We start from the raw sequence: 25,265 nt of genomic DNA on the forward strand, positions 1-25,265 counted from the left end.
GTCTTTTAGAAGGCGTTAGGTGAATTTTAAAATATGAAAATTATCAATGAATACGCTTTATTTGCACCATTATTATCTTATATTTTATGGGTAGTCATTCTATATGTATTACTAACAATAATACGTGCTCCAAATATTTGGGGCACTGTTGAAAGTCCAGATGATTGTCATCCCTTTTTTAACTTAGAAAAGAGCACTAGCGCTAATCTTTCAAATCAATTTGAATGGCCGGTATTATTCTATGTTATCTGTATTATTGTAATTGCCCGGCCCGATTTATATCAAAACGCATATTTATGGGCTGCTTGGGTGTTTGTTATCGGACGTGTGGTACATAGTATTGTTCAAATAGTTTCAACAAACATTCGCCTGAGAGGCAGTGTTTTTAATATAAATTTTTTAGCGGTATTATTTATGTGGGGAATTTTAGCTTTAGATATACTAAGCCGATAAAATTTATTTGATATAATATTTAAAACTTAAATGAATCTTCGGTAGTTTTTTGAACTATGTTATTCAACGACTATTTTTCACCTCTAAAAATTGTAATAGGTATAAATGAATCAATCTATTGTCGGTTATCATAAAGATGAAGAAGGTGATTGGGTCGCTGAATTAAAATGCGGTCACTTTCAGCATGTCAGACATAACCCTCCTTTTATATGTCGCCCTTGGGTAATAACAGAAAAGGGACGCGATTCGTTGTTAGGCCACCTATTAAAGTGTAAAAAATGTGACTTAGGGCAGCCATCAGATCTATAATAACCTTAGCATTTATTCCCTCTACGCTAGATGGTGAAATAAGTGCTTAGTAAGATACCTAGCAGGTTTATTGGTCTAATTAGTCGATTAGGGGGCTTTTTACCACTATCGTTTTAAGGCTCGGACCTCGAACTCTATAGCAACCAAAAAACAGTGTATCTTTCATTCTAGTCAACATTCCCTTATCTATAATTTACTTTTAATTTGGTGTTGGCTTTTTTATTTTTTTTATTTAACGGTCGAATTACTTAATGAATGAAGTATTAATTTTAGCTGTGGCATTGAGTATGGACGCTTTTGCAGTATCAATTGGCTTAGGGGCAAAACACAATAGCAAGGTTACGCCTTTGGCATTAATGTCAGCAGTATATTTTGGGCTATTTCAAGGGGTGATGCCTTTATTGGGTTATCTTGGAGGACGAGGAATACTAGGTTGGATGGAGTCTTATGCTACATGGCTAGCCTTTTTATTGCTTTTGCTCATAGGTGTTAAAATGATTTATGAATCTTTTTCTGAAGGCATAGAAGATGATATTGTAAAAGTAACTCATCGCGTTATGCTAATACTTGCCATCGCTACCAGTATTGATGCCATGGCAGCTGGCTTTACTTTTACCATTTTAGCTGTAAATCCATTCGTCGCTTGCTTTATTATTGGTAGCATGACTTTCTTCTTCAGTTGGTTGGGCGTGTTAATTGGCGCTAAAACGGGTACTTGGTTAGAAAGTAAGGCTGAATTCTTGGGTGGTGTCACTTTGATTTTAATAGGTATAAATATCTTATTAAATTAGAGGGTTAATCGGTATTCAACACGTTTACAATGAGCGTACACATTTGATTCGCGCCATTTGTTATAAATATAGCTAATAATTACTTATCTTTGGGTAGGGTATTTATATTATCTTTGTTGAGGTTAATAAAATGAAAAGTACACTAAAAAAGGTATCAGAGATTGTCGCTAAGGCGAATGACTCGTTCTACAACCAATTTGATAATGTTGATACATTGATGGGCATAATGGATAAAAACCTACGTAACCAAGGCATGAAAGCTGATGCGATTACCATTGATTGCATAGCCCAGAACAAGAAGATTGTTGTACTCATCCATGATGAGAAGCCTGATACTATAGAAATAGCATTGGGTAGCAAAGAAGGTGATATTTATTCGTCGGCTGAATACGCACTAAATGAACTGTCAGAGGCTGTTATTATAGACATTATGGAAAAAAACTTTATCTCACAAGAAAATCACACTAGCTAATTAAAGCTAAAGTAGCCTTTTGCTAGCGCTAGTAAACTGCGCTTAGTCGCTTAGCGCAGTTTATATTTACTCACGGTGTTAATTAAATGATTTCCTGCTTGTTTGAGTTCTTTTTTGTGGTAACTTTAGCGCAGTAAAATGAGATTATGTTTGCTGGACTTCACCTGTAGATCTTATTAGTAATTGCTGGGCAGCCCAAAATGCCAGGGTGATGCGGTATCAATAATTTCTCAGTAAGGGGTATTCACATATCCTTGCAAAGAAATATCGTTTGCTTCGTCCTAATACTTTACCTAATACTTTACCTGATATTCTGACGCTTAATGTGGCGTCATACCCCTAGGAGTTTACTTGATTTCACGACTTAACAAAAAAACTTTGATTCGATGGAAGGTCTACATAGATAGGTCGAAAATGTATATTGGATATGTACAATTCCTCCTGATAATTTTCGTTTTTATTAAATCACTAGGTGATAATTTTGTCACTGAATTTGTCTTTACAAGTCCAATGATTGCAGTGCCAATTATATTGTTCACTTTTGTTTTATTGTCGTTGATTATTGGTTACCTTGATTCCAGACTCGGCTTTCGTGAAGAAGAAATAAGGAACCATTCTAAATCTAATCCTGTGTTAATGGATATTCAAAAGTCTCTTATAGAATTAAATATTAGCATGGCTAAAATGGAACAAGAGAGAAAGTCGAACGATACTTAATGTTTTTACTTTAGGTCGATTTAAATAATAACTCTTATAACAGTGCCAACATAAGTCATTCAAGTCGGGCAAATTTTAGCTGTGCTTTTTTGTCTAGGACGGTCAATAACCTTTAGTTCACTAAACTTAGCCTCCTATTGGGAGAATAGTTTTTAAGGATTTGAAATGAAACGTAGACAGTTTGTTAAAGCTTCACTGGTAGGTGGCGGAGTTATTTTAGGAGTAGATGCAGGCGCATTTACCCTGATTAAAGAGGGCAATAAAAATAGCCTTACCGTAGAGATGGCTTTAAAAAAGCTAGATGATTTATCTGATGAGAGTCTTATCCACCAAGGCGAATGGAACCCATATCAAATATTTACCCATTGCGCACAAAGTGTAGAGTTTTCAATGTCTGAATTTCCAGAACATAAATCGAATTTATTTAAGAGTACGGTTGGTCAACTCGCATTCTCGATTTTTGCATCTAAGGGTAAGATGACACATGACTTAGGAGAGCCTATTCCAAGTGCTCCAATTATTATTAAACATCTAGACTCAACACACGCACTCATTCGTTTAAAACAATCTCTGCTCAACTTTAGCCGTTATCAGGGGATTCTTGCGCCGCATTTTGCCTACGGTGAGCTATCGAAAGCGGAGTATGAAATAGCACATGTCATGCATTTATATAACCATCTTCAAGAGATAAAGACTTAACAATGCCGTGGTCAAGTCACTAAAATCACTCAAATTAATGTTAAGTGCTTTGCATAGTTTCTGTTAATTGAATCTAAAATAGAAACGTTAACTGACTCATCAGGTATTTGCATAGATTGATGTTTATAAAAGATAAAGCCGTTAATATACCTTATAGATCTGTGGGTTAATGGTAAATTTAAAGGCGATGAGTAAACAATGAAAGCAGAGTTACGATTAAAAATTATCGACGTTTGTAATAAAAAAATAGCGAGTAATGGTGACAACGTTGGACTATCATTTTATGCCTTTTTTGCTAATAAAAATGAAACACCTGAACTACTTATGGAAGTTGCAACATGGTGGATACAGACTCACAGATTAGATCATTTCGTCAAGGCGATCAAAATTAAAACCATGGTAGAAAATGGTTTGTAATGGAAGATAACCAATCGCATAATTGATAACATTTAACCCCAATTTTTTCACTGCACTTAATAGAATAATCGACTGTGATTCCGCACTTGGTGAGGTTTAATGACAAAGGAACTACAAAATATCAGTCAAGCCGCAATCGTTCTATAAGCGTATAATCCATCTTGGGATGATAAATTTGCAGCAGAAAAAAAACGCCTAATAGCTGTTGCAGGTGATTGGCTTTATGGTTCTGTTGAACATGTAGGTAGTACCGCTGTTCCGGGCATGATTGCTAAACCTATAATAGATATAATGTTTGGCGTTAAGTCTTTGGAACTCGCTCAACCTGCTATTATAGCGCTTGCCCAAAACGGTTATAAATATTGGCCTTATAAGCCTGAAGTTATGCATTGGTTTTGCAAACCTTCAGATGAATTTCGCACACATCACTTACATTTGGTGCCGTTTGAAAGCCCACTCTGGAATGAACGTTTAAGGTTCAGAAATTTATTACGTTCAAACTCAGTTATCGCTAACGGATACGCAAATTTAAAACAAGAATTAGCCATTACTTATAAAGACGATAGGGATGAATACACTAAGAAAAAGTGGCCGTATATTCAGCAAGTTTTACATGAAAATAAACTCACATCATGAAAATGATTTTACAATGAGTGCTATCTGAAAAAAATATTTAATCTTACAAGAACAAAGCCTTCGGGTTAAAGCAAATCTTTCAAAAGGCTATTTTTCTAATAGCCGCAGAGTAGTATTCGTAAATTTTAACGTTTACTTAGCTGCTAACAAAAGCTATTTTATTGCCCCTGTATAAGGGCTTAGTCGTAGTGTTTTATTTTTATTCAACTAGAAAAGATAATTTATATGACAACTTTTTTCGCGGGATTTTTCCTTAGCCTCTCTCTTATCCTTGCAATAGGTTCTCAGAATGCTTTTGTTTTGAAGCAGGGAATTAAAAAACAACATGTTTTATTAATTTGTACTATTTGTGCTATTTCTGACGCTATTTTAATTTCATTGGGTGTTGCAGGTTTTGGCGCTATTGTAAATGAGTATCCTTTTATTGAAACGTATGCCCGATATGGCGGTGCTTTGTTTCTTCTTGTTTATTCTACACTGAGTTTTAAGTCAGCATTCAGTCAATGTCATGTCTTAACACCAGAAGCTAAAGTACAGCATTCAGTCTTAAAAACGATTGCTATCTGTCTTGCTTTTACATGGTTAAATCCTCATGTTTACCTCGATACTATGGTGCTTTTAGGGAGCATTTCAACACAATATGAGGGAAAGCAAATTGAATTTACCTTAGGGGCAATTTCAGCTTCATTCACTTTCTTTTTTAGTTTGGGTTATGGAGCAAGATTTTTAGCCCCGCTATTTCAACAACCAAAGTCATGGCAAGTGCTAGAATTTATTGTTGGGCTAACTATGCTCATTATTGCTTTAACGTTAATTTTTAGCTAAAAAGTATACTTAACAGTGAATTGACTGTTGGTTGCCAAGGAAAAATGTGTGTGTTTCATCACAGCAATAGGTCTATTATTAACTTTTGTTGGTTTGGGGCTTATAGGCTTAGTTAAACAAAAAATAGTTATTATAATCTCCTCAATATTTTAGCTAGATATTAATTGCCTATAAATGGGCATAATCAGTAAAGGTATTATATGAACGCGTGTGAATTAATAAAATTATTATCTAAAAAAGGGACTGAAGATCTATCAACTTCATTACAGTGGATAAAACCGATACCTGAAGAGGGTGCTGCTTTAGTTGAGAAAATAGACATGGCCTTAAATATTGTTAAATTTTCTCAATCTAGACAAGCTGAATATGGAGGGGTAAAATCCTCAAACAATCACTTAGACTCTCTAATACGCTTAAGAACTGAACTTAAAAGTATTCTTGAGAAAACCTAAAGTAAACTAGTTAAACTTAACGATAATAAATTAAAAAGGGCAGGCAATAACGTAAATAGCTGTGCTACTAATTTGGCATTTTGCCAATGATAATATTACTCTCTACTGAGAGCGGATGAGCAAAGGAATGCAAATGATTAAATTGAATCTTTATAAATATAGTAAAGCCTTATCGTTAATTAGTTTAATAGCGGTTACTTATAAATATTGGGGGTTTGGTTTTTGGGAAGCTATTTTTATTTTGCTCCCTTACCTGCTGGTATTTTTGCTTGCAAATCGAGCCGCTTATAGTAGCCCTTTGTTAATAGGGTGTAGGGCGATAGCTGGCGTTATTGTTTCACTATTATGTGCAGTATTATTATTTGGCATAACGCCTTCTGCTCAAGCAGGTATTGGATTTATGTTTGTTGTTGTTATTCAGTATGGTGTTATTTTCGTGAGTGAAGCACTCATTGGTTTATTCACTTATCAGGCTGATGACAAATAAGACTGGTTAAGCAGCGCTAAATAAACATTGGAGTACGACGTTGAAAAAATGGATGTTAATTTCTTTACCTATATTATTTTTTATTGGCTTTGCTGGGGCAAACTACCTGGGCTTTTTATCGCCATCTTTTACATCTGTTGTAAACAAGCCCATTCAAAGAATAGATTTAATAGACCTTCAAGGAAGTCGTCATTTTTTTGATGAACTTAAGGGGAACGATACCGTTATTTATTTTTTTGCTTCGTGGTGCACTCCTTGCTACAAATCTTTAATGACGCTAGAGAAAGTGACCGCTAATAAGCAATTACCCATTAATTTATTAGCTGTTGCCTTGGATGAAGATATTGATGAAATTAACCGCATGTTAATTAAAACTGGTTTTACGGGTAAAGTGTGGATAGCTAGTGAGGGCACAATGGCCTTGCAGAAACGTTATTTTGGAAACGAAGGGCGTGCTGTTCCTTATGTAGTAAAGCTTGATAGAGACACAAATATTATCGAGAGAAGCTATAAATTAAATCAACTTACCCAATGGCAATCAGTTTTAAGGGATGGCGTATCTTTAAATAAAATATAGAATTTATAAGCAACAATTTAAGGGCGGGTAATAAACCTCCTTAGTTAAGTTTGAGGTCGGCATTATTGAATTTCCTTGAGGATAAAATTGATGAAACAGTACAAATATAAAATAGTAGATACCAGAGATGTTGAGACAGCAGGACTGTTTAAAGGGAGAAAACGAGAAGATGTTGAAAGTTATCTCAATACACTTGGCAGTGCTGGCTGGGAACTGGTTAACGTAGATTTTCGTGAACTTGAGGGGGGTCTTGAGTTCGCAGGTGTCATGAAAAAAGAAATTTAGGGCATGTACCGATCTAAAATACTTAAGCAGTTCACTATGACTTCATAGGGCTGGCGAGGTTACTTAACGTCGTTGTATTATTTAACTTACATTACTTCGCTGATTATTTGGCGTTATACAAAACAGAGAGTTCGGTGGAAAATTCAAAGATTAGGGCTTCAATAAGCTTCAGGTTCAATCGATTAGATAAGATGCAAGCCTTTACACTCGAGCGAGAGATACTAGGCTCATTGTTCGATAAAAATGTTGAAAATAATGTTTATGTTGTTTGTGTACCCTTAACGGACACTAACTTCGACGACATTAGTGACTATTATGTCCGACAAAGAGTTAATATTGAAGACTGTGATATATTTGTATCGGTTAGCTCGGATTCAGGTACTAAATGCTTTGATATACCTGTGATAGTCAATCGCATGCTAAAGTATATCGATTGTAAATTAACCTTTGCTTTTACTGTATTATAAAGACTTTAAAATAAGTGAATCAAACGGATAAATTACAGTTGAGGGACTCGTCTATTACAGACAGCAACTTTAGCGACAAAGAACGATAGGGAGATCGAATGAAAACACTATCATTTATACTATTAAGCTTTTCCTTGTCTTGCACTGCGGCAGAGGATTTTTTGAATAAGTATGCGGTTAATATTGATGGCATGCTTATGAGTAAGCTATTACCCATAAACGAAATGGATACGCTGACCCATAAATTTGAACCTGCCATCACTTTTAATTGCGGTGTTAGCAGTCGAGTTTACGCGCTCGATGAGCAGCTAAAATTTAAATTTGAAAACGGTCAGTTAAGAGTTGTTTCAAGCTTTTTCTCAACCGGCAATATAATATCTTATACACCACTAAGAGCATTAAGTGGTTTTGCATTTCGTCCCGCTTTATTTAAAGGTTATTATTTTATTTCTGAGTGATTTTGCGATATAAGTCATTGAGAATGAGTATTAAGAGGGCTGTTTTTTGATTCATTCCAAACAAACAAAAGGATTTAATTGACTGTTTATCAAATGCTTAAGTGATTTTTGTTAAGTTGAAGCAGAAGCTAAAATAGTCTTTGATGGATAAGTGTTAAAAAACGTAATCGATAGAGTAAATAAAAATCATTAAAAATTTAAATTCAAAACGCATCGAATTAATATCATCATCAGCCGCTCATCTTCACATTGAACTTGAAACACCTTTGTTACTTGCTGAAAAATTAAATGCATCTGTTTCAAGCGATTGGCCTAGCGGTGAATATGACCGAGATGCAATGGAGTTTTTTCTTTCTTGTTTCGAAAAAGGCGGTAAATTAGCTGAAGGTTGGTATGGCTGGTATGCAATAAATATTGCCGTTTCAGGAGAAAGAACTCTCGTGGGATCAGGTGGATATTTTGGTCCCCCAGATAGTAATGGAATAGTTGAGATTGGCTATTCTGTGCTACCTAGTTGGCAATGTCGTGGCTATGCAACAGAAATTGTTAACCTGCTCATTTCTCATGCCTGCTCCTTCGAAGAAACCAATAGTATTATTGCTCATACTGCACCCGAAAATAAAGCGTCTAAAAAAGTGTTGATTTCTAATGGTTTTAGGGAAGTTGCAATGAATGATGGCCTGCTGAGTTTTGAGTATACTCGTTAGATTTATTGCTTTAATTGCAGTTGATATTTTAGGTAAAACCAGCGCTTTATAGTGGAACGACTAAATTTGTTACGGTGAGTTGTGCTATATATTTTAATAAAATAATTTATCCCTTTAATCTGGGGATTTTTAAGGAAATTACCTTTATGGATTTAATAAAAATTATATTACCTATCGCTTTAACGACATCGTTTTTGTGTCATGCTGAACAGACCCCGTTAGAGCGTTCTTTATCGCAAGAGTTAACTAAGGCAGTTACTAAAATTAACGCTAAAGGTGCTCAAATAATTGATGAAGAAACAAGACTTGATTACGCAGCAACATTCAAAAATTTCATTATCTATAATAACACTATGATCAATTACACCGCTGATCAACTTGATGTAAAGGCTTTTGAGCCAATTATTGAGAAAGTGTTGATAGGTACATTGTGTGCGAATAAAGCGTTAGAAAGTTTTATAAATTTGGGGGTAATAATGGTGTACCGCTTTCACGGTAAAAATGGTTTATATATAACAGAACTTTCAAAAGATATGTCCACTTGTAAAAAAATATAATAAGCTGTTTAAATAATTAAATTACCGGCGAAGCTAAATAAATGAACGGAGTTATTTAGCGCAAAGTTAACAAGACATAAAAATTTTCTTTTTAATCTCAGTAAAGCACTGAGTCTTAGCACAATCGATGAGTATTCAAGATGATTTCACGTAAATATCACAAAGTTGTATTTTCTTTTTTTATGGCGTTACTTATGTCCTGCGTAATGTCTTTTGTTATAAGTGTGTTTAACGTAGGTATGGTGAAGAATATTGTTCCTATATGGTTAAAAGCGTGGAGTTTCGCTTTTATTTTTGCTTTTCCAACTATTTTAATTATATCTCCTATTGTACATAAATTGGTGCGTTTTGTTTTACACGAAGAAGAGCATAATATTTAATATATGATTAAGACGAAAATAAGAGTTGGCATTTATTACGGTGTTGTTATTTTTTAAGGAAAAGTTATGTTTCGAAGCATTATGTTTGTTTTTTTATCGCTACTGAGTCAGTTTGCCGTTGCGTTAGATTACACACAGGAAATCACTGAACAAGAGATACAAGAAAAAATATCAGCTTTTATGCCCATCGAAAAAAAGAAATACTTTGTCACTGTTACCCTATCAAATCCTATAATAGATTTACTAAAAGAAAGTGATGAAATAGGTATTCGTGCAAATATTGACGCTAGTGCACCCGGTGGAATTAAGGGCAGCGGTGAAGTAATGATTAAAGGCACATTAGATTATGAGCCTAAAAAAGGTGAGTTTTATTTTAAAAACCCTACAATTATTAGTTTAGCCATTGATAAAGTTCCTAAAAACTTTACTCCAAAGATACAAGATATTGCGCAGGCAGCGCTTTCAAAAGTGATGGCCGTTTATCCCGTTTATAAATTTAAAGATGATAATGTAAAACACAAATTAGCCAAAGCGGTATTGAAATCATTGAAAGTTAAAGATGAAAAATTAATTATAACGCTTGGAGTGTTTTAGATTAACAAACAGTTGACCAGTGTTGTTTACTGTAGATGTAGACAACTTATATTTTACGATTGTAATGTGACAGATTGTTGCGTACTAAAGAAGACTTAATAGCAGAGGTGAATTTATGGATCTAACAGAACTAGTGATATTTTTAGCTATCGGTGCTTTAGCCGGATGGTTAGCGGGAAGGTTAATGAAAGGGGCTGGCTTTGGCTTACTCGGTAATATCGTTGTTGGTATAATAGGCGCAGTGGTTGGTGGCTTTGTCTTTGGCTTACTTGGCATATCGGCTGGCGGAGTCATAGGTACAATTGTTACGGCGACTGCGGGGGCGGTTATATTGATATTTGTTGTTGGCATCATAAAAAAGGCCTAATAGCCTGATCCGACAGATGAAATAAAAGCATTATCCGTTAATTTTATTTATTATAATCGTAATCAAGGGCGCAATTATTCGGGGGATGCCGTATTATTCATGCTAGAATTTTAAGATACCCAGAGGAGAATACGAGTGGCTAAGCAAAATTACTCTTTCGAAAAGCGTCAAAAAGAAATAGCTAAAAAGAAAAAAAAGGAAGAAAAACGTTTGAAAAAATCAGCTGTAGAGGAGATACCGTCAGAAGACGAGCAAGTTATCTCTGAAAGTGACGATAAATAACACCTGATAGCTTCATCCTTGAAGTCATTAAATAAGGTTGGCTTTGCTATTGTTTTCAAATTTTAGCCAACTATTTTAGCTTATATAACTTGTGTTTACTGATAAGTGTTATTGCAGGGTATTTATTTTTAGGGTGAGTCATTAAATGAAAAAAAAATAATGTTATTATTTTTATCGTTTTCTCTTTACTCACCGGTTGTGTCTCGAGTTCAGCATTAAATAAAAGAGCTCATAATAATGCTAAGGCAGGCGATTACTATGAATCTATTGGTCAACCTGATGCAGCTAAAGAAGAACGAGAGATGGCTAGGGATAACCTTGAAAATTCATACCGTATTGGCACTATTTTATTTGATATATTATTTGGCCACAGCGAAAAATAAAATATAGTTTTTGATGTTTTCAATTAAATATGCAGACCGAAACTTCTAACCATTCAATGCCTCAACACAATTTGATATTCTTAAGTGATGACAACAAACTGATTGGCCTAGCTTATCCGACAACAACGTTCATTTTTTTCACTGCTTAACAATGTATCAGTATTAAGTTGTGTCGCTAATTAAAGAAGAGATATTTATGTTTACAGGAATAATTCAATCGATAGCTAAAATTATCGATATTACAGATGAAAAGGGTATCAGAACTTTTGTTATTGATTTCAACAAAGGTTTTTGCACTGATCTAGAAATAGGAGCAAGTGTTTCTGTCGACGGAGTATGTTTGACGGTTACTGAAATAGTGTCTGAAGTTAGGGTCAAGTTTGATGTAATGCTACAAAGCCTTTTAATAACGACCCTCAGTGAATATGGAAAAAATACGTGTGTCAATGTCGAGCGAGCAGCTAAAGAGGGTGCTGAAATTGGTGGTCATCCTCTGTCGGGGCATGTGGACTTTAAAGCCCCTATTGTCAATATTACTCACATAGAAGACAATTATTGTATTCGTTTAGGTTTGTCAAAAGAGTGGAAGCGCTATGTCTTTCCAAAGGGCTATATTGCCTTAAACGGAGCCAGTTTAACCATTTCTCAAGTGAATAAGACAGAGCAGTGGTTTGAAGTTTGGTTAATTCCTGAGACTCGAAGAATGACAGTGTTTGAGGCTAAGACTGTTGGCGAAAATATTAACATAGAGATAGAGCGCGGCACTCAAGTTGTTGTTGACACTTTACGCGATACACTGGAAGAAAATCTAGGGGCTTTACTGCCGTTATTTGAGAAAATTCTCTCTGAACAAGGCGTTGATATTAATGCGTTAGGGCATAATATAAAATCCCCAATAAATAAAAACAGCTAAAATAGTAAGCTATTGCTACGTGATATTAGCCGTTTTAAACGGTTAATATTTAACTGATATTTAAGTGTGAATGTAGAGTATTTATGGATAACGAACTAGTCATTAGGGAAGCAAAATTAAGTGATCATTCGTTTATTTTTAAACTTTCGCCTATTTTAGCTGACGTTGCTCAGTTATCTTGGCATTCTGATGATGTTATTCAAAAAATGCAACTTGATTATATTGCTGAAATGCTTGCTGAATCATCACAAGCCAACGTTACCTTTATCGCTGAAAAAAGTGATGTTTCTTTGGGGTTTATTCATGTTAGAACCCATAAAGACAGTATCTCTGGTGAGATGTGTGGAACAATACCTTTGTTGGCTGTTTCACGTGAGTCACAGGGTTTAGGTGTTGGTAAAGTTTTAATTGAGTTTGCTGAGAAATGGTCTAAAGATTTAGGGTGCAGGTTACTGCATCTGGAAGTTTTCGCTAATAATACAAAAGCAAACGACTTTTACCAAACATTAGGTTTTAAACCTGAAACGGTGCAGATGATTAAAGCGATATAGGTTGTTATATTTTTAAAACGTAGTGACGCTGCTGGGTCGTTCACTACGTTTATTGAGTGTTTTGAAAGCGGTTACTATTAATTGATATAACTTAAGCTAAGCCACTTTGTGAATATCAGCGTTTATTGATCTGTTAAACGGCTGTGATCGCACTCACCTTGCTATATTTCTGTTGCAGAGGCTACTGTCGTATATTCATAGTTAAATGCTCTGACTTTCTTACCTGAGTCAGCTATAAATTCTACGGTAGTCGAACGGGGTAATATCAATACTGCTTCGTATTCTTCACCCATTAAAAAAGTGTCATTGCCACATACTAGGTCTTGAGTTAATTTTATCCGCATTACTAATCTTCGCTATGTTAAATTAATTTAACTTATCATATCATCTTTTTATGAACATATTAGTGCAAAAATTCGTCAAGCTGATTTCAATGATAATTTTGGCTAATATAGTAAGAATAATCAGCCATTAATATATAGATATGGGTTTGTGAATTGTTAACATTGAAAGATTAGTGTTTGTTTATAGTGTGAGGTAAGGTGGCAATTATCGATTTATTTTCACCAGCCGATGGCTCTAATACTTTTGTAAAAAACCGATATGCCCGTGAATCTTTTAAATTTTATCAGATCAAATATTAATAAAATATCAAGCAACAATTTCGTTGAAAATAATTATTTATCGCGAGGGCACCATTATAGCGGTAATATGGAAAATTAACTAAAGCGCAGGTAAGGCAACTTTATATGTCATCTAGAGTAAGACTGATTCTTTCGGCGGGGATCTCATTTTGTTTTTATTTTGCTTGGTCATTTTGGGCTAATGGTTTAGTCAGTGAAGATCAGTCACTGGTGTTAAGATCGGCAGTTGTGCAAGGAACGTTAAGCGGCACGATTACTATTTTATTTACTTTTATATTAGAAAAATCAGTGTCGAAATTTGGGCAAAGTTATCTCTCATTAATATTTGTTGTGCCTATCATCTGTACAGTATTTTCTAAAACAAAACAAAACATCGCCATTTTTAGAACCTTCAGAAATGCCTTAGACCGCTCGGCTAAATATTTAAGTAATAACGCTATACCAGGTACTTTGTTAGCACCACTCTTACCTATAGCGATTCAATCTTCCATTGCTATTGGTGTTAACCTTATTAACCATACGCCTAATTTATGGTTAACGGTTACACCTAGTATAGTCATTACCGCTATTTATGGTTATGTGTATACCTTCACTTTACTGAGTAAGCCTGCTGAGCCAGCTTGATTAGTTACCTTAATTATTTATAAAATTAATTAAATTATATTTTCCGATTAAATTTAACCTACAGTACTATCTGGTCAATTATTGGCACATATTAAAATATGTTTACTGTCTTTGATTTTTAGTTTTCTTACTGAAAATAATACTGAGTTAACCTATGACGATAATGAAGGATTAACGAGTTAGTAAACTTGGCAGGTCATCTTAAATAAGGTCTAATCGATGAGTTATAACTCCGTGATCACCTCTAAAAAGATCACGGGGGAACGTTTATTGTTTATCGGGGAAAGCTATTGATTATTGGGTTTTATTAACACCACCAATTAGCTGTTTAGGATCTAATCGTGCCATAAGCTCTGCTTCACTGATATCGGTTAGTTCGATAGCGACGTCCATTACGGTCCTTTTTTCTACGTATGCTTTTTTAGCAATCTCAGCACTTTTTTCATAGCCGATCAAGTCAGTTAACGCGGTTACTAAAATTGGATTTTTTGCTAAATTTTGCTTAATTTCGTCATGATTCACGCTTATATCTTTGATAACCTTATCAGCAAGAGCGTTAGCGCTTGAGCTGAGTAGTTGAATACTTTGCACTAACGTATGAGCGATTAAAGGTAGCATGGTATTAAGTTGAAAGTTGCCAGATTGTCCTGACAACGTAATGGTTGTGTCATTGCCGATGACTTGTGTGCAAGCCATTAAAACAGCTTCAGGGATCACTGGGTTGACTTTCCCTGGCATAATACTGCTACCTTTTTGTAGTTCAGGTAATCGAATTTCATTTAATCCATTTAATGGTCCACTGCTTAGCCAGCGAATATCATTGCTGATTTTACTTAAACTAACCGCGGTGGTTTTAAGAATACCGCTAATGCATACCGCTGTGTCTTGTGCACTAATTGCCCGAAAATAATTATCGGCAGGCATGAAGGTTAAACCGGTGTTCTCGGTTAAGATACGAGTGACAATAGTGGCAAAATCTGGGTGTGTATTAACTCCAGTACCTACAGCTGTGCCGCCAATGGCAAGCTTGTATAAACTTGGTAAGTTATTTTGAAGCTGCTCATAGGCATAACTCACTTGAGCACTCCAACCACTTATTTCCTGAGCAAAACTTAATGGCATTGCATCCATTAAATGAGTACGGCCTGTTTTTATGGTGTCATGATGCTGACCGGCTTTGTTGTCTAAGGTGTTACGTAAGTGTTCTAGCGAGGGTAATAACTGTTCAGCGATAAGTTTTGCTGCACTTAAGTGGATACAAGAGGGGATCACATCGTTAGAACTTTGTCCCATATTTACATGATCATTGGGGTGAACGTTTATGATTTGATTACTATTTAACTTAACTAATGAGGCAATCACTTCATTTGCGTTCATATTCGTGCTGGTTCCCGATCCTGTCTGGAAGACATCAACGGGGAACTGATTATCGTGGAAACCATCCGCAACTTCTTTGGCAGCCAATTGAATTGCTGCAGATTTATCTGCATCAAGTAAACCCAATTCTTGGTTCGCTTGTGCAGATGCGCTCTTGATTGTGCCTAGTGCCCAAAGGAAAGCGCGTGGCATTTTTAATTCGCTAATGGTGAAGTTGGCTAATGATTTAGCGGTTTCATTTCCGTATAAACAGGCAGTTATATGCTTTTTATTCACTGTTGTCTTATCGTCTTTTTTTTGCATTTAGTTAGCCTTTTTAAGTATTACGCACATTAATCATAAAGAAAGGTCGAACAGAGTCTATTGAATAGGGTTATTTCTCAAATATTAGTTTTGCCTTAACCGCTTTAGGTAATTAGCATCATTCAATCTTTCTCTCTGATACTGTGCGAATGAGTTTATTTGCTCTACATTAAGACTACAGGTTACCGTTTTATCTGGCCAATTTAAAGACGCTAATTGTTTAGGTGCAATAAGTACCTTTTTACCGCCGGGCGAGCAATCACAGGTATCAAAATAATTGTGGCAACTAAGGCCCATATAGAGCTCGATAGTTGCTTAAAATATTTTCTAGCAGACACTTAAATTATTTATGGCTATTACGCAAAAGTTGTTAATTAAAATTCAATACCCTAGTTCCTTTAATTCATGTTGTTAACGAGCAAGCATTGTGAGTGAATTAACGTTAGCGGTTAGCGCTAAAATTTAATAATCAATTAATAGCTAGAGATTAACCATATGCTATCAATGGTATGGGTTAAGGGTTTAAAGCTTATCTCACATTAGCAACCCTTTTGGGGCTGCTAATTCATCATCAAGTGATAAAATTACCGATGTTTATCGCTTCAAGTTAGGTCATGCATTCACTTTGATCATGGCGTATTTCAATAGATATATGTGATAACTGTGGTAAAAATCCTTTTAAAATACGTTCATATTCGTTTGAATCTAAGGGCGCGGCAGAGGTTACTTTAAGAATTGCTGCTTGGTGTGCGCTTGCTATTTTCCAAACATGAATATCGTTGATCACGCTATTTTTTTCACTTAATACCGCTGAAATTTCATCCATGGTTGATTTCTTTATCGACTTATCAAGAAGTACTTCACTTGATTCTTTAATTAATCCATAAGACCAGCGCAAGATAACGATGGCACCGACAATTCCCATGAGTGGATCCATCCATAATAAACCAATATATTTACCCACCAATAAGGCAACAATCGCTAATAACGAGGTAAGGGTGTCCGCCAGTACATGAAAGTACGCGGCTTTCATCGTGTGGTCGTGCTGGTGCTGGTGCTGGTGCTCGTGGTCATGGTGATGGTGATCATCATGTAAGATGAAAACAGAGGCAACATTCACCACTAACCCTATAATCGCAACAACGATTGCTTCGTTAAAATGAATTGATAACGGGGCTGACAATCGCTGAGCAGATTCAATTATCATCATCAATGCGACAATCGCTAATGCAATTGCACTGGCAAAACCACCTAAAGAGTTTACTTTGCCTGTTCCAAAACTAAAGTCTTTATTACTGGCATGCTTTTTAGCATAAGAGTAAGCAAAAATAGCAATAAGAAAAGCGGCAGAATGGGTGCCCATATGCCAACCATCAGCAAGCAAAGCCATAGAACCAGACCATGTACCAGCAGCAATCTCAAGTACCATAATGATGGTTGTTAGCCAAAAAACAATTTTTACTTTATTTTCATGAAGCTTACTGTCAATACCAAAATCGTGCGAGTGCTCCCACTGAATACCACTATCTTTTTTCATTAAATATCTCCATCGGTTGCTTAATGCAGTTAGTCATAGCATCAACTTATTTTTTGAAATATACTATACCCTAGTATACTACAATTCAAGTAAAGGAAATTTATGTCGCATACCGCCGACGGAAATAAAAAGCTGCTTAGTCGTGTTAGACGAATAAAAGGCCAATCAATTGCTCTAGAGACTGCTTTAGAAGGAGAGCCTGATTGTATGGCTGTTTTGCAACAGGTTGCTGCAATAAAAGGTGCGGTTAATGGTTTGATGAAAGAAGTGCTAGAAGCGCATTTACGAGAGCATTTAGGTGCGGAGGATATGACAAAAGAGCAACGATTAGCAGAAGTAGAAGATGTTATTTCTATTCTTAAAAGTTACTTAAAATAACCACCGTAACCAACACCGATGAAAAAGTAGCGACGACTATTGTGATTGAATAAAAACAGTTATGTAATCATTTATTATTATCATAATATCTTGTTGGCTACTTTTAGATTTCTTTTTCCTCAAACATTAATAGTATTGTTCGTATGTTTGGGCTTTTTTTTCGGTCAGGCAATGGCGTCTACTAGTATGGCTTATCAAATAATAGGTATGAAGGTAATGAATGCGCAGCCACAAGATATGTCTATGATGGATCACAGCGACCACATGATGGCTAGTGACTTAACTGAGTAGTCAGAAAATACAAAAGAAGATTGTTGTACGTCCTCATGTAAATGATCTGCTGGCGGTTGCTCTATGGTTATCGCATTTATCAAAGGTGTTGCAGGTAACGGACCTGTCGCTAATTTGTCAGCTAAGATCTTTTCTTCTTCTAGTTTGGCTTTAAGCCAACAACCAGCATCTTTGTATCGCCCACCAATATAAAGCTAAATACAGGTTAAATGCCTCCAAATTTTGGACCATTTATATCATTACTCTTGTATTAGGCTCTTTTGATATTGCGTTGTAATAACAACTGACACTCATAACAAAACCTAATTAATCAAAAATATTAATTGATATCCTTCTTGGAGGGGTTATGTTTTCAAAAATTCACACCAAAATTAATGACAGACTTTGCTGTTAGCTCTGATAATAAAGTGATCACGATTGCTACTGTGATGCGACCAAAACAGGGATAAATTTGGCACAGCAAAAATATAAAACTGAATGGGGTGTAAACGCAAGCTATGGCTATCGTGGCGATGACGCTATGGATGGAAGTCGCGCTGATTTATTTTCTATAGGTGTTACTTTTGACATTCCCCTTTTACTGAAAATCGCCAAGACAAAGAAGTTCAATCGGCGATATATCAAGCAGAAGCGGTGAAACCAACGCTTTTTTATTTATGGCGATCGTCATCGATAAAATAGTGGCGATAAAAATAGCTTAGCAATGCCCCTAATATTCATCGAGTTATGGCGTTTTAAAATAGCGCCCGTACTTTTAAGTCTCTTTAATGGTAGGGTAGTTAGGTAAAGTTTTATAAACCATTGTGTACAAACTAATGAGGGAAAACTATGAAAGAAAATGACAAAATAAAAGCATCCGATTTATTTGTGCAAGCACTAGAAGCCGAAGGGGTCGATCATATCTTTGCTGTTCCCGGCGAAGAAAACCTCGATATGCTCGAGTCCCTTCGCAAGTCGTCGATAAAATTAGTGTTAACTCGCCATGAACAAGGCGCAGGATTTATGGCGGCAACTTATGGACGCTTAACTAATAAAGCGGGTGTTTGTATGGCAACACTGGGCCCAGGCGCAACAAACTTAGCTACACCTGCCGCCTATGCTCACTTAGGTGGCATGCCCTTAATTATGATCACCGGACAAAAACCAATTAAGAAATCTAAGCAGGGCCAGTTCCAAATTATTGATGTGGTTGGCTTGTTTGACCCCATTTGCAAAATGTCTAAACAAATTGTCCATGGCAATACGATTCCGTCATTAGTGCGCGAAGCTTTCCGCCTTAGTGAAGAAGAGCGCCCCGGTGCTGTGTTATTAGAGTTGCCTGAAGATATTGCTGCTGAAGATTGTACGGCAGGGATTATGACACCCCATAAACGTCATTATGCAGGTCCTAATGAGGTGGCACTCGAGGAAGCGGTTACGTTAATAAAGGCCGCTAAAATGCCGTTAATACTTATTGGAGCGGGCGCGAACCGTCAAAATGTTCGAGAAGCAATGTGTGATCTTGTTCATACAACACGTATTCCCTTTTTTGACACACAAATGGGAAAAGGCGTTGTTGATGAACGCTCAAGTCTCTTTTTAGGCACTGCAGCGTTATCATCGGGCGATTATTTACATTGTGCGATTGAACGTGCAGATTTAATTATTAATATTGGACATGATGTTATTGAAAAACCGCCGTTTTTTATGGAACAAGGGGGTAAAAAAGTTATTCATGTTAACTATAAATCGGCGAAAGTTGATCAAGTATATTTCCCTCAATCAGAAATTATTGGTGATCTCGCGGCGTCTGTGACAGCTTTAAAAGATAAGTTAGCAGGAGAAGTAAAGTTTGATAGAAGCTATTTTGATAAGGTAAAACTCGCCATAGATGAGCACCTTGAAGAAGGAGCTGACGATAATCGCTTTCCAATTATTCCTCAGCGCTTTGTTGCTGATATTCGAAAAGTCATGGGTGAAAAAGATATCATCGCCTTAGATAACGGTATGTACAAACTTTGGTTTGCCCGTAATTATAAAGCTTATCAACCTAATACGGTATTACTCGATAATGCCCTCGCTACAATGGGCGCTGGTTTGCCATCAGGTATGATGGCCGCAATGTTAAACCCTGACCGACGCGTGATGGCAATATGCGGTGATGGCGGTTTTATGATGAATTCACAAGAATTAGAAACAGCAATTCGTTTAGGATTGAACTTAGTGATCACTGTGTTAAATGATAACTCATATGGAATGATCCGCTGGAAGCAAACCAGCTCAGGCTTTGCAGATTGGGGCTTGGAATTTAATAACCCTGATTTTGTTAAATACGCAGAAAGTTACGGCGCAACCGGGCACAGAGTTACCTCTGCTGAAGATATCATTGCTACCTATGAAAAAGCATTCTCAGCGGGAGGTGTTCATCTTGTTGAACTTCCCGTTGATTACTCTGAGAATCAAAGGGTATTGATTGATGAATTGGCAGCAAAGGTTTGTTTAATATAAACCTTTTATTATAATATCGCTTGTCAGCAAGCATTTTTTAACTTAATAAAGAGCAGATTATGGCCGACTTAGACAAAAATAGTACCGCTGAAACACTCGATGTGGTTAACCCTTATGACCAAACTTATGTAGGATCAGTTCCAACGGTAACGTGGGATAAAATTGATGAGTATTTAGAGACTGCCCAGCAACTCTTCAAAGATCGTAAGCAATGGCTACCTGCCTTTAAGCGGATAAGTATTCTTAAAAAAGCGGCGGTGTTAATTTCACAACGAGCTGATGAATTAGCATTACTCATCGCAAGTGAAGGCGGAAAGCCGCTGGTCGATGCTCGTGTAGAAGTTACTCGAGCTATCGATGGTGTAGAGCTTTGCGCAAAAGAAATATCGGCATTAACGGGTAAGCAAATACCGATGGATTTAACTGAAGCTGGAGCGGGGCGAATTGCTTTCACCAGTAAAGAGCCTATTGGAGTTGTGGTTGCTGTTTCAGCCTTTAATCACCCATTAAATTTAATTGTTCATCAAGTGGCTCCTGCGATAGCTGCAGGTTGTCCGGTGTTAGTTAAACCGGCTCGAGATACACCATTATCTTGTCAGGCATTCGTTGATATTATGCACGAAGCGGGATTACCACCTCAGTGGTGTCGCTTTATTACGTGCGAGACATCAACGTCTGAAAGAATGATCACTGACCCTCGCGTCGCCTTTTTTAGTTTTATTGGATCAGCCAAAATTGGTTGGATGTTACGTTCTAAATTAGCGCCAGGAACACGCTGTGCATTAGAGCATGGTGGCGTTGCCCCGGTTATTATCGAAGAAAGTGCTGATATTGCAGCAATGATCCCGAGTTTGCTCAAAGGTGGTTTTTATCATTCGGGGCAAGTATGTGTTTCTGTACAACGTATTTTTGCGCCTCGAAATAAAGCTCAAGCCATTGCAAAAATGCTAGCTGATGGCGCTGAAAAGCTCGTTGTCGGTAACGCTATTGATGAAACAACCGAATGTGGACCATTAATTCGTCCCAAAGAAGTCGATCGTGTTGAAGAGTGGGTTAATGAAGCCGTGACTGGTGGCGCAACACTTGTTACCGGCGGTAAACGCTTGGGTGATACTACTTATGCGCCAACAGTACTGCTTGAACCGCCAGTCGATGCAAAAGTTTCTAACATGGAAGTTTTTGGTCCAGTCATTTGTGTTTATGGCTATGATGACATTGACCAGGCTATTGCTCAGGCTAATTCACTAGACTATGCTTTTCAGGCATCGGTGTTTACCAAGAATCTTGATGTTGCGATGAAGGTGATACAGGAATTAGACGCTACAGCTGTAATGGTCAACGACCATACTGCCTTTAGGGTTGATTGGATGCCTTTCGCTGGGCGCAAAAGTTCAGGATATAATACCGGAGGCATAGCTTACACTATGCATGATATGTCTCAGGATAAGATGGCCGTTATTAAGCTCTAATACAGTAAGCGCTAATACAGTGAGCTTTAATATAGTGAAATAAATAGTCTTTATAAAATAAAAGCGTCTTTAGTTGTTACCAAAGACGCTTTTTTATTCGCTCTATACGCACTTTCATTCGGCGCCTAGTCATCAAATACCTTACATCGATAAATCTTCACGTAATATGTAAATGTTATAAGAAATTTCATCAAAGTGTGATGACCATCTTTGCAGTACTTTTTTAGCTTTCTTTGGACTATCCAAATGTTTAGCTAGTAATTTACTAAACTTAATATCTGGTGGCGCCATAGCTCCATAAGTCATGTAAGGAATAGCCAGACTCATTTCAAGTGTGCCATTGACTCTGTCATACCATAACCAATTATATGGCCAATTTTCTTTTTTAGCCGCATCACTGATGATTTTCTTATCTTTTTCTAAAGCTTCGCTGTGTCCTAACTTCAGCTGATAGGTATTAACACCGATATATTTATAAGTAACATCTGCTGGCCAATGACTGTTGTTTAGATCATTTTCAGCGCGGTGGTGTTCATAATGAGAAATATATTTGCTGACATTTTTACGCCAGTTTTCAGAGGCTTTCGCTTGAATATTCCACTGACGGTAATCATCAAGCTCTGACCAAGTATTGCAACAAGACCGAACGATGTAAGCATCCATATTTGCCCCCATATCAGCTTGATAAACAGACCAGCTTCGTGGGTCTTTCATTAATTTTCGATAGGCAATGTGGTCTATAAACGCTTGTTCAAAATTAGCTATTTGTCCTGGTTTTGGTACAAATAACCACACATTAGCAATGTTTTTTACTGATTTTTCTTCTGCACTTACCGGTACTGACACCCAACCTAACATTAAGAACAAGGTTAATAGTACAAAATAAAATAATATTACTTTTAGATTTTTAGTCATGTTGGCTTCCTTTATATGATTGTTCATCCATGACAACCGCCAACAACTAAATGGAATATGGAAGAGTAATAATAATACAAAGTAGTCGTATTATTATTTGAGTTGGTTCATCAAAAGTGTAGGTGAACAATTAAATAAAAGCCATTTATTGAGGCATGTTCATACAATAATTTTGTGCTTTAACCGTTTGAGTTACTGTTACTTGGCTTGTCGGTAAAGCCAGAAAATTTTCTGCTATTTATTACTTCACCGTTTTATCCAAGCAAGCGTTAGGGATGCTTAATAAAAACTCATTTTATTATAATAAGTTAGCTATAAAGGCTATGGTAAAACTGTCGAATAAATATTGCCCTTTATTAAAACGCAAGGATATAATAAACAGAAATATAATAATAAAAGGATGTTCTGTGTATTCCCAAACAAAAAAAATACTGACATTAGTTTTCATGTTTTTCAGTTACTGTTCCATGGCTATCGCGTTGGAAAATAAAAATATAGAAAACAAACTAGCGGTAAAAAACCTCGATATTAATACACTCTTTGAGGAAGACGATTACCGTGATGTTAGTTTATCCCCCGATGGTAAACATCTTGCTTTGATCCAAGATCAAAAAGGGACGCCTGTTCTTATCATCGTTGCTGTTGAAACGATGAAAGCGATTAATCAAATTTCCTTTGCCAATAAAGACAGTGTCGGTCAATACCGATGGGCAAATAATGAAAGATTACTGGTTTTTCTTGCCAGTAAAAAAAGAAATCAAGAGAGGAAGGGCTACTATGGTGAAATTTATAGCATTAATATAGATGAAGATGAAGGTGACTTTATTTTTGGTGTCCGTTCACTTGTTCGTCGAGGAAAAATAAAAAAAGGCACTAAAGACCACGATTACGAAAAACATTTGGCGCATCCTGAAATAATCAGCATGTTAAAGGATGACCCCGAACATATCATTATTTCAACGTCACAATATAATGATAAAGGTATGTGGGTTTTTAAGTTAAATATATATGAGGGTCAAATAGAAACGTTAGCAAAAATTGAAGACAGCAAGGCAAACCATCAAACGACTCAGCTAGATTACTTCGATGAAAGCCAAGAGTTATGGCTTAGCAACAACACGGAAGATGATGATATTACTATCGCGCGTTATGATTTTGATGATGAGTCTTGGTTGTACTATAAACCTAAAAATGCAAGCGCTAGCTTATCTATTATCAGTACTTATAAAGATCAAAAGCAACTAGTGGTAAGTGATTATTGTGGTAACGATACTATTTCTATTTGTTTATTTAATCCAAAAACTGAGCAATTATCGACGTTATATACCGTGGATGGTTATGATACCAAATGGCTTTACTTAGATAATAAAGATAGACCTTTTGCCGTCTCTTACTTTGACGAGTATCCGCAATATAAAATTTTAGATAAAAAGCATCCTATGGCTGAAAAACTTTCGGACTTCTTAGGACAATTTGCCGGTTATCACATTAACGTTAGCTGGGATAAGACATTTGAGAGCAAAGCCTTAATCTCTCTTTCGAGCGACATTCAACCGACCTTATGGTATTTATTTGACCGTGAAACCAATAAGTTGAGTTACGTTGCACATAGCAAGAAGGGTATTGATACTAAAAAATTACATCCGCAATACTCGTTTAAATTTAACGCGAGAGATAACACCCCCATCCAAGGATATATAACCTTACCAACAAAAACGACTACTGCCGCAGTACCTGCTGTTGTTTTAGTTCACGGTGGCCCACATGCTCGAGATTATTGGGGATTTAATCCAGAAGTTCAATTATTAGCTTCGAGAGGCTATGCAGTGGTTCAGGTTAACTATCGTGGTTCAACAGGTTTAGGTTGGAAATTTGAAGCCGCTGGTTTTGGCCAATGGGGAGATAAAATTCAGTATGACATTTTAGATGGCATCAATTATTTGGTCGACAAAAAATATATAGATAAAAGCCGTCTCTGCATCATGGGCGCAAGTTTTGGCGGTTATAGTGCTATTCAAAGCAGCATTATTGAACCTGATCTGTTTAAGTGTACTATTGCTCGATCAGGGGTTTATGACTTGCCATTATTGGTTGATCACGAAGAGCCTGAGGTAGCGAAAGTATTAATTAAAAGAGTCGGTCTAGAAAACATCCAAAAAGCCCATTCACCGATTCATAAGATTAATTTATTAAAAGCACCCGTTTTATTAGTACATGGCACCAAGGATGACAGAACACCTTTAGAGCAAGCAGAAGTATTACTTAAGCAATTAAAGAAGCATAACAAGTCGTACGAATGGTTTGAAATTGAAAATGAAGGGCATAATTTTTATAAGTCTGACAACCGAATTATATATCATGAAAAAGTGCTTCAATTTCTAAACAAACATAATCCGGTTACTTTATAATGGCTGCTCCCTTGTGCGCAATGGTATAAGGGAGATTTACTGGCTAATTGCAG

The 25,265-nt window shown here is 36.4% G+C and carries 32 protein-coding genes and 2 pseudogenes; 30 read left to right on the top strand and 4 right to left on the bottom strand.

The annotated features are described in order from the left end of the window. Positions 1-33: 33 nt before the first annotated feature. From A3Q34_RS18875 to A3Q34_RS18980, 23 genes and pseudogenes are all read left to right on the top strand, one after another. Positions 34-453, top strand: coding sequence for an MAPEG family protein (locus A3Q34_RS18875; RefSeq protein ID WP_070376745.1), 420 nt, complete (start codon positions 34-36; stop codon positions 451-453). A 105-nt stretch (positions 454-558) separates the two neighbouring features. Next, entirely contained in the window at positions 559-762 is a 204-nt protein-coding gene (locus A3Q34_RS18880; protein WP_070376746.1) for a DUF3565 domain-containing protein, read from the top strand. Positions 763-1,013: 251 nt separating this feature from the next. Then, positions 1,014-1,553, top strand: a complete 540-nt coding sequence (locus tag A3Q34_RS18885; protein WP_070376747.1) for a manganese efflux pump MntP — start codon at positions 1,014-1,016, stop codon at positions 1,551-1,553. A gap of 130 nt (positions 1,554-1,683) precedes the next feature. Then, positions 1,684-2,025 (top strand): hypothetical protein, encoded by a 342-nt coding sequence (locus A3Q34_RS18890; RefSeq protein ID WP_070376748.1) that lies wholly within the window; start codon positions 1,684-1,686, stop codon positions 2,023-2,025. A gap of 519 nt (positions 2,026-2,544) precedes the next feature. Further along, positions 2,545-2,742 (top strand): hypothetical protein, encoded by a 198-nt coding sequence (locus A3Q34_RS20985; protein WP_231907391.1) that lies wholly within the window; start codon positions 2,545-2,547, stop codon positions 2,740-2,742. 165 nt (positions 2,743-2,907) lie between these two features. Further along, positions 2,908-3,441, top strand: a complete 534-nt coding sequence (locus A3Q34_RS18900; protein ID WP_070376750.1) for a DUF1569 domain-containing protein — start codon at positions 2,908-2,910, stop codon at positions 3,439-3,441. Between the two features lie 198 nt (positions 3,442-3,639). Further along, positions 3,640-3,858 (top strand): DUF6500 family protein, encoded by a 219-nt coding sequence (locus tag A3Q34_RS18905; RefSeq protein WP_070376751.1) that lies wholly within the window; start codon positions 3,640-3,642, stop codon positions 3,856-3,858. Positions 3,859-4,020: 162 nt separating this feature from the next. Beyond that, a pseudogene (locus A3Q34_RS18910) lies at positions 4,021-4,494 on the top strand (GrpB family protein); the annotation flags it as partial. Positions 4,495-4,719: 225 nt separating this feature from the next. After that, positions 4,720-5,319: a LysE/ArgO family amino acid transporter gene (locus A3Q34_RS18915; protein WP_070376753.1), complete on the top strand. Its 600-nt coding sequence runs from the start codon at positions 4,720-4,722 to the stop codon at positions 5,317-5,319. Positions 5,320-5,519: 200 nt separating this feature from the next. After that, positions 5,520-5,771 carry a hypothetical protein gene (locus A3Q34_RS18920; RefSeq protein ID WP_070376754.1) on the top strand — a complete coding sequence of 84 codons (252 nt, stop codon included), beginning with the start codon at positions 5,520-5,522 and terminating at the stop codon, positions 5,769-5,771. A 133-nt stretch (positions 5,772-5,904) separates the two neighbouring features. Further along, a complete protein-coding gene (locus A3Q34_RS18925) occupies positions 5,905-6,258 on the top strand; it encodes a hypothetical protein (RefSeq protein ID WP_070376755.1) in 354 nt (117 codons plus the stop codon). 40 nt (positions 6,259-6,298) lie between these two features. Then, entirely contained in the window at positions 6,299-6,835 is a 537-nt protein-coding gene (locus A3Q34_RS18930) for a TlpA family protein disulfide reductase (RefSeq protein WP_070376756.1), read from the top strand. A gap of 90 nt (positions 6,836-6,925) precedes the next feature. Further along, entirely contained in the window at positions 6,926-7,120 is a 195-nt protein-coding gene (locus tag A3Q34_RS18935) for a DUF4177 domain-containing protein (RefSeq protein WP_070376757.1), read from the top strand. A 134-nt stretch (positions 7,121-7,254) separates the two neighbouring features. Beyond that, entirely contained in the window at positions 7,255-7,587 is a 333-nt protein-coding gene (locus A3Q34_RS18940) for a hypothetical protein (RefSeq protein ID WP_157471065.1), read from the top strand. A 98-nt stretch (positions 7,588-7,685) separates the two neighbouring features. Further along, positions 7,686-8,045: a hypothetical protein gene (locus A3Q34_RS18945; protein ID WP_070376758.1), complete on the top strand. Its 360-nt coding sequence runs from the start codon at positions 7,686-7,688 to the stop codon at positions 8,043-8,045. Between the two features lie 266 nt (positions 8,046-8,311). Beyond that, positions 8,312-8,752 carry a GNAT family N-acetyltransferase gene (locus A3Q34_RS18950; protein WP_220470083.1) on the top strand — a complete coding sequence of 147 codons (441 nt, stop codon included), beginning with the start codon at positions 8,312-8,314 and terminating at the stop codon, positions 8,750-8,752. Positions 8,753-8,898: 146 nt separating this feature from the next. After that, a complete protein-coding gene (locus A3Q34_RS18955) occupies positions 8,899-9,309 on the top strand; it encodes a hypothetical protein (RefSeq protein ID WP_070376760.1) in 411 nt (136 codons plus the stop codon). Between the two features lie 182 nt (positions 9,310-9,491). After that, positions 9,492-9,689: a DUF2798 domain-containing protein gene (locus A3Q34_RS18960; RefSeq protein WP_269447171.1), complete on the top strand. Its 198-nt coding sequence runs from the start codon at positions 9,492-9,494 to the stop codon at positions 9,687-9,689. Between the two features lie 81 nt (positions 9,690-9,770). Then, positions 9,771-10,283, top strand: coding sequence for a DUF1439 domain-containing protein (locus A3Q34_RS18965; RefSeq protein WP_197517619.1), 513 nt, complete (start codon positions 9,771-9,773; stop codon positions 10,281-10,283). Between the two features lie 115 nt (positions 10,284-10,398). Beyond that, positions 10,399-10,650, top strand: coding sequence for a GlsB/YeaQ/YmgE family stress response membrane protein (locus A3Q34_RS18970; protein WP_070376763.1), 252 nt, complete (start codon positions 10,399-10,401; stop codon positions 10,648-10,650). Positions 10,651-10,785: 135 nt separating this feature from the next. Further along, entirely contained in the window at positions 10,786-10,932 is a 147-nt protein-coding gene (locus A3Q34_RS20740; RefSeq protein WP_197517620.1) for a hypothetical protein, read from the top strand. Positions 10,933-11,511: 579 nt separating this feature from the next. Beyond that, positions 11,512-12,228 carry a riboflavin synthase gene (locus tag A3Q34_RS18975; protein ID WP_070376764.1) on the top strand — a complete coding sequence of 239 codons (717 nt, stop codon included), beginning with the start codon at positions 11,512-11,514 and terminating at the stop codon, positions 12,226-12,228. Positions 12,229-12,311: 83 nt separating this feature from the next. After that, a complete protein-coding gene (locus tag A3Q34_RS18980) occupies positions 12,312-12,779 on the top strand; it encodes a GNAT family N-acetyltransferase (protein ID WP_083278099.1) in 468 nt (155 codons plus the stop codon). 161 nt (positions 12,780-12,940) lie between these two features. Here the strand turns inward: A3Q34_RS18980 and A3Q34_RS18985 are convergent, their stop codons facing one another. Beyond that, positions 12,941-13,123: a hypothetical protein gene (locus A3Q34_RS18985; RefSeq protein ID WP_070376765.1), complete on the bottom strand. Its 183-nt coding sequence runs from the start codon at positions 13,121-13,123 to the stop codon at positions 12,941-12,943. Between the two features lie 405 nt (positions 13,124-13,528). Between A3Q34_RS18985 and A3Q34_RS18990 the strand changes: the two genes are divergently transcribed. Next, positions 13,529-14,047, top strand: coding sequence for a hypothetical protein (locus A3Q34_RS18990; RefSeq protein ID WP_197517621.1), 519 nt, complete (start codon positions 13,529-13,531; stop codon positions 14,045-14,047). 294 nt (positions 14,048-14,341) lie between these two features. Here the strand turns inward: A3Q34_RS18990 and A3Q34_RS18995 are convergent, their stop codons facing one another. Next, complete coding sequence (locus tag A3Q34_RS18995) at positions 14,342-15,727, bottom strand: class II fumarate hydratase (protein WP_070376766.1); 1,386 nt, start codon at positions 15,725-15,727, stop codon at positions 14,342-14,344. Positions 15,728-16,334: 607 nt separating this feature from the next. After that, entirely contained in the window at positions 16,335-17,264 is a 930-nt protein-coding gene (dmeF, locus tag A3Q34_RS19000) for a CDF family Co(II)/Ni(II) efflux transporter DmeF (protein WP_070376767.1), read from the bottom strand. A gap of 102 nt (positions 17,265-17,366) precedes the next feature. Between dmeF and A3Q34_RS19005 the strand changes: the two genes are divergently transcribed. The 5 genes and pseudogenes from A3Q34_RS19005 to A3Q34_RS19020 all read left to right on the top strand — a co-directional run bounded on the left by A3Q34_RS19005 (position 17,367) and on the right by A3Q34_RS19020 (position 21,889). Continuing rightward, the gene (locus A3Q34_RS19005) at positions 17,367-17,642 is read left to right on the top strand and encodes a metal/formaldehyde-sensitive transcriptional repressor (RefSeq protein WP_070376768.1); all 276 of its coding nucleotides are present in this window, start codon (positions 17,367-17,369) and stop codon (positions 17,640-17,642) included. A gap of 354 nt (positions 17,643-17,996) precedes the next feature. Beyond that, positions 17,997-18,125: a hypothetical protein gene (locus A3Q34_RS21135; RefSeq protein WP_269447172.1), complete on the top strand. Its 129-nt coding sequence runs from the start codon at positions 17,997-17,999 to the stop codon at positions 18,123-18,125. A gap of 238 nt (positions 18,126-18,363) precedes the next feature. Beyond that, a pseudogene (locus tag A3Q34_RS19010) lies at positions 18,364-18,572 on the top strand (TolC family protein); the annotation flags it as partial. A 207-nt stretch (positions 18,573-18,779) separates the two neighbouring features. Then, a complete protein-coding gene (locus tag A3Q34_RS19015) occupies positions 18,780-20,420 on the top strand; it encodes an acetolactate synthase large subunit (protein ID WP_231907490.1) in 1,641 nt (546 codons plus the stop codon). A 59-nt stretch (positions 20,421-20,479) separates the two neighbouring features. Further along, positions 20,480-21,889, top strand: coding sequence for an aldehyde dehydrogenase family protein (locus tag A3Q34_RS19020; protein ID WP_070376771.1), 1,410 nt, complete (start codon positions 20,480-20,482; stop codon positions 21,887-21,889). 141 nt (positions 21,890-22,030) lie between these two features. On the opposite strand, the gene A3Q34_RS19025 is transcribed toward A3Q34_RS19020, so the two are convergent. Continuing rightward, positions 22,031-22,804 carry a hypothetical protein gene (locus tag A3Q34_RS19025; RefSeq protein WP_070376772.1) on the bottom strand — a complete coding sequence of 258 codons (774 nt, stop codon included), beginning with the start codon at positions 22,802-22,804 and terminating at the stop codon, positions 22,031-22,033. Positions 22,805-23,283: 479 nt separating this feature from the next. Here A3Q34_RS19025 and A3Q34_RS19030 point away from each other — a divergent pair, with 479 nt between their 5' ends. After that, a complete protein-coding gene (locus tag A3Q34_RS19030) occupies positions 23,284-25,212 on the top strand; it encodes a S9 family peptidase (protein WP_197517622.1) in 1,929 nt (642 codons plus the stop codon). The last annotated feature ends 53 nt before the right edge of the window (positions 25,213-25,265 follow it).

The organism is Colwellia sp. PAMC 20917 (genome assembly GCF_001767295.1).
Taxonomy (GTDB): domain Bacteria; phylum Pseudomonadota; class Gammaproteobacteria; order Enterobacterales; family Alteromonadaceae; genus Colwellia_A.

Bases quoted from the DNA above. Each gene is read 5' to 3' on its own strand.
- A3Q34_RS18875 (WP_070376745.1), top strand. From the start codon at position 34: ATGAAAATTATCAATGAATACGCTTTATTTGCACCATTATTATCTTAT.
- A3Q34_RS18880 (WP_070376746.1), top strand. From the start codon at position 559: ATGAATCAATCTATTGTCGGTTATCATAAAGATGAAGAAGGTGATTGG.
- A3Q34_RS18885 (WP_070376747.1), top strand. From the start codon at position 1,014: ATGAATGAAGTATTAATTTTAGCTGTGGCATTGAGTATGGACGCTTTT.
- A3Q34_RS18890 (WP_070376748.1), top strand. From the start codon at position 1,684: ATGAAAAGTACACTAAAAAAGGTATCAGAGATTGTCGCTAAGGCGAAT.
- A3Q34_RS18900 (WP_070376750.1), top strand. From the start codon at position 2,908: ATGAAACGTAGACAGTTTGTTAAAGCTTCACTGGTAGGTGGCGGAGTT.
- A3Q34_RS18905 (WP_070376751.1), top strand. From the start codon at position 3,640: ATGAAAGCAGAGTTACGATTAAAAATTATCGACGTTTGTAATAAAAAA.
- A3Q34_RS18915 (WP_070376753.1), top strand. From the start codon at position 4,720: ATGACAACTTTTTTCGCGGGATTTTTCCTTAGCCTCTCTCTTATCCTT.
- A3Q34_RS18920 (WP_070376754.1), top strand. From the start codon at position 5,520: ATGAACGCGTGTGAATTAATAAAATTATTATCTAAAAAAGGGACTGAA.
- A3Q34_RS18925 (WP_070376755.1), top strand. From the start codon at position 5,905: ATGATTAAATTGAATCTTTATAAATATAGTAAAGCCTTATCGTTAATT.
- A3Q34_RS18935 (WP_070376757.1), top strand. From the start codon at position 6,926: ATGAAACAGTACAAATATAAAATAGTAGATACCAGAGATGTTGAGACA.
- A3Q34_RS18945 (WP_070376758.1), top strand. From the start codon at position 7,686: ATGAAAACACTATCATTTATACTATTAAGCTTTTCCTTGTCTTGCACT.
- A3Q34_RS18955 (WP_070376760.1), top strand. From the start codon at position 8,899: ATGGATTTAATAAAAATTATATTACCTATCGCTTTAACGACATCGTTT.
- A3Q34_RS18960 (WP_269447171.1), top strand. From the start codon at position 9,492: ATGGCGTTACTTATGTCCTGCGTAATGTCTTTTGTTATAAGTGTGTTT.
- A3Q34_RS18965 (WP_197517619.1), top strand. From the start codon at position 9,771: ATGTTTGTTTTTTTATCGCTACTGAGTCAGTTTGCCGTTGCGTTAGAT.
- A3Q34_RS18970 (WP_070376763.1), top strand. From the start codon at position 10,399: ATGGATCTAACAGAACTAGTGATATTTTTAGCTATCGGTGCTTTAGCC.
- A3Q34_RS18975 (WP_070376764.1), top strand. From the start codon at position 11,512: ATGTTTACAGGAATAATTCAATCGATAGCTAAAATTATCGATATTACA.
- A3Q34_RS18980 (WP_083278099.1), top strand. From the start codon at position 12,312: ATGGATAACGAACTAGTCATTAGGGAAGCAAAATTAAGTGATCATTCG.
- A3Q34_RS18985 (WP_070376765.1), bottom strand. From the start codon at position 13,123: ATGCGGATAAAATTAACTCAAGACCTAGTATGTGGCAATGACACTTTT.
- A3Q34_RS18990 (WP_197517621.1), top strand. From the start codon at position 13,529: ATGTCATCTAGAGTAAGACTGATTCTTTCGGCGGGGATCTCATTTTGT.
- A3Q34_RS18995 (WP_070376766.1), bottom strand. From the start codon at position 15,727: ATGCAAAAAAAAGACGATAAGACAACAGTGAATAAAAAGCATATAACT.
- dmeF (WP_070376767.1), bottom strand. From the start codon at position 17,264: ATGAAAAAAGATAGTGGTATTCAGTGGGAGCACTCGCACGATTTTGGT.
- A3Q34_RS19005 (WP_070376768.1), top strand. From the start codon at position 17,367: ATGTCGCATACCGCCGACGGAAATAAAAAGCTGCTTAGTCGTGTTAGA.
- A3Q34_RS21135 (WP_269447172.1), top strand. From the start codon at position 17,997: ATGGTTATCGCATTTATCAAAGGTGTTGCAGGTAACGGACCTGTCGCT.
- A3Q34_RS19020 (WP_070376771.1), top strand. From the start codon at position 20,480: ATGGCCGACTTAGACAAAAATAGTACCGCTGAAACACTCGATGTGGTT.
- A3Q34_RS19025 (WP_070376772.1), bottom strand. From the start codon at position 22,804: ATGACTAAAAATCTAAAAGTAATATTATTTTATTTTGTACTATTAACC.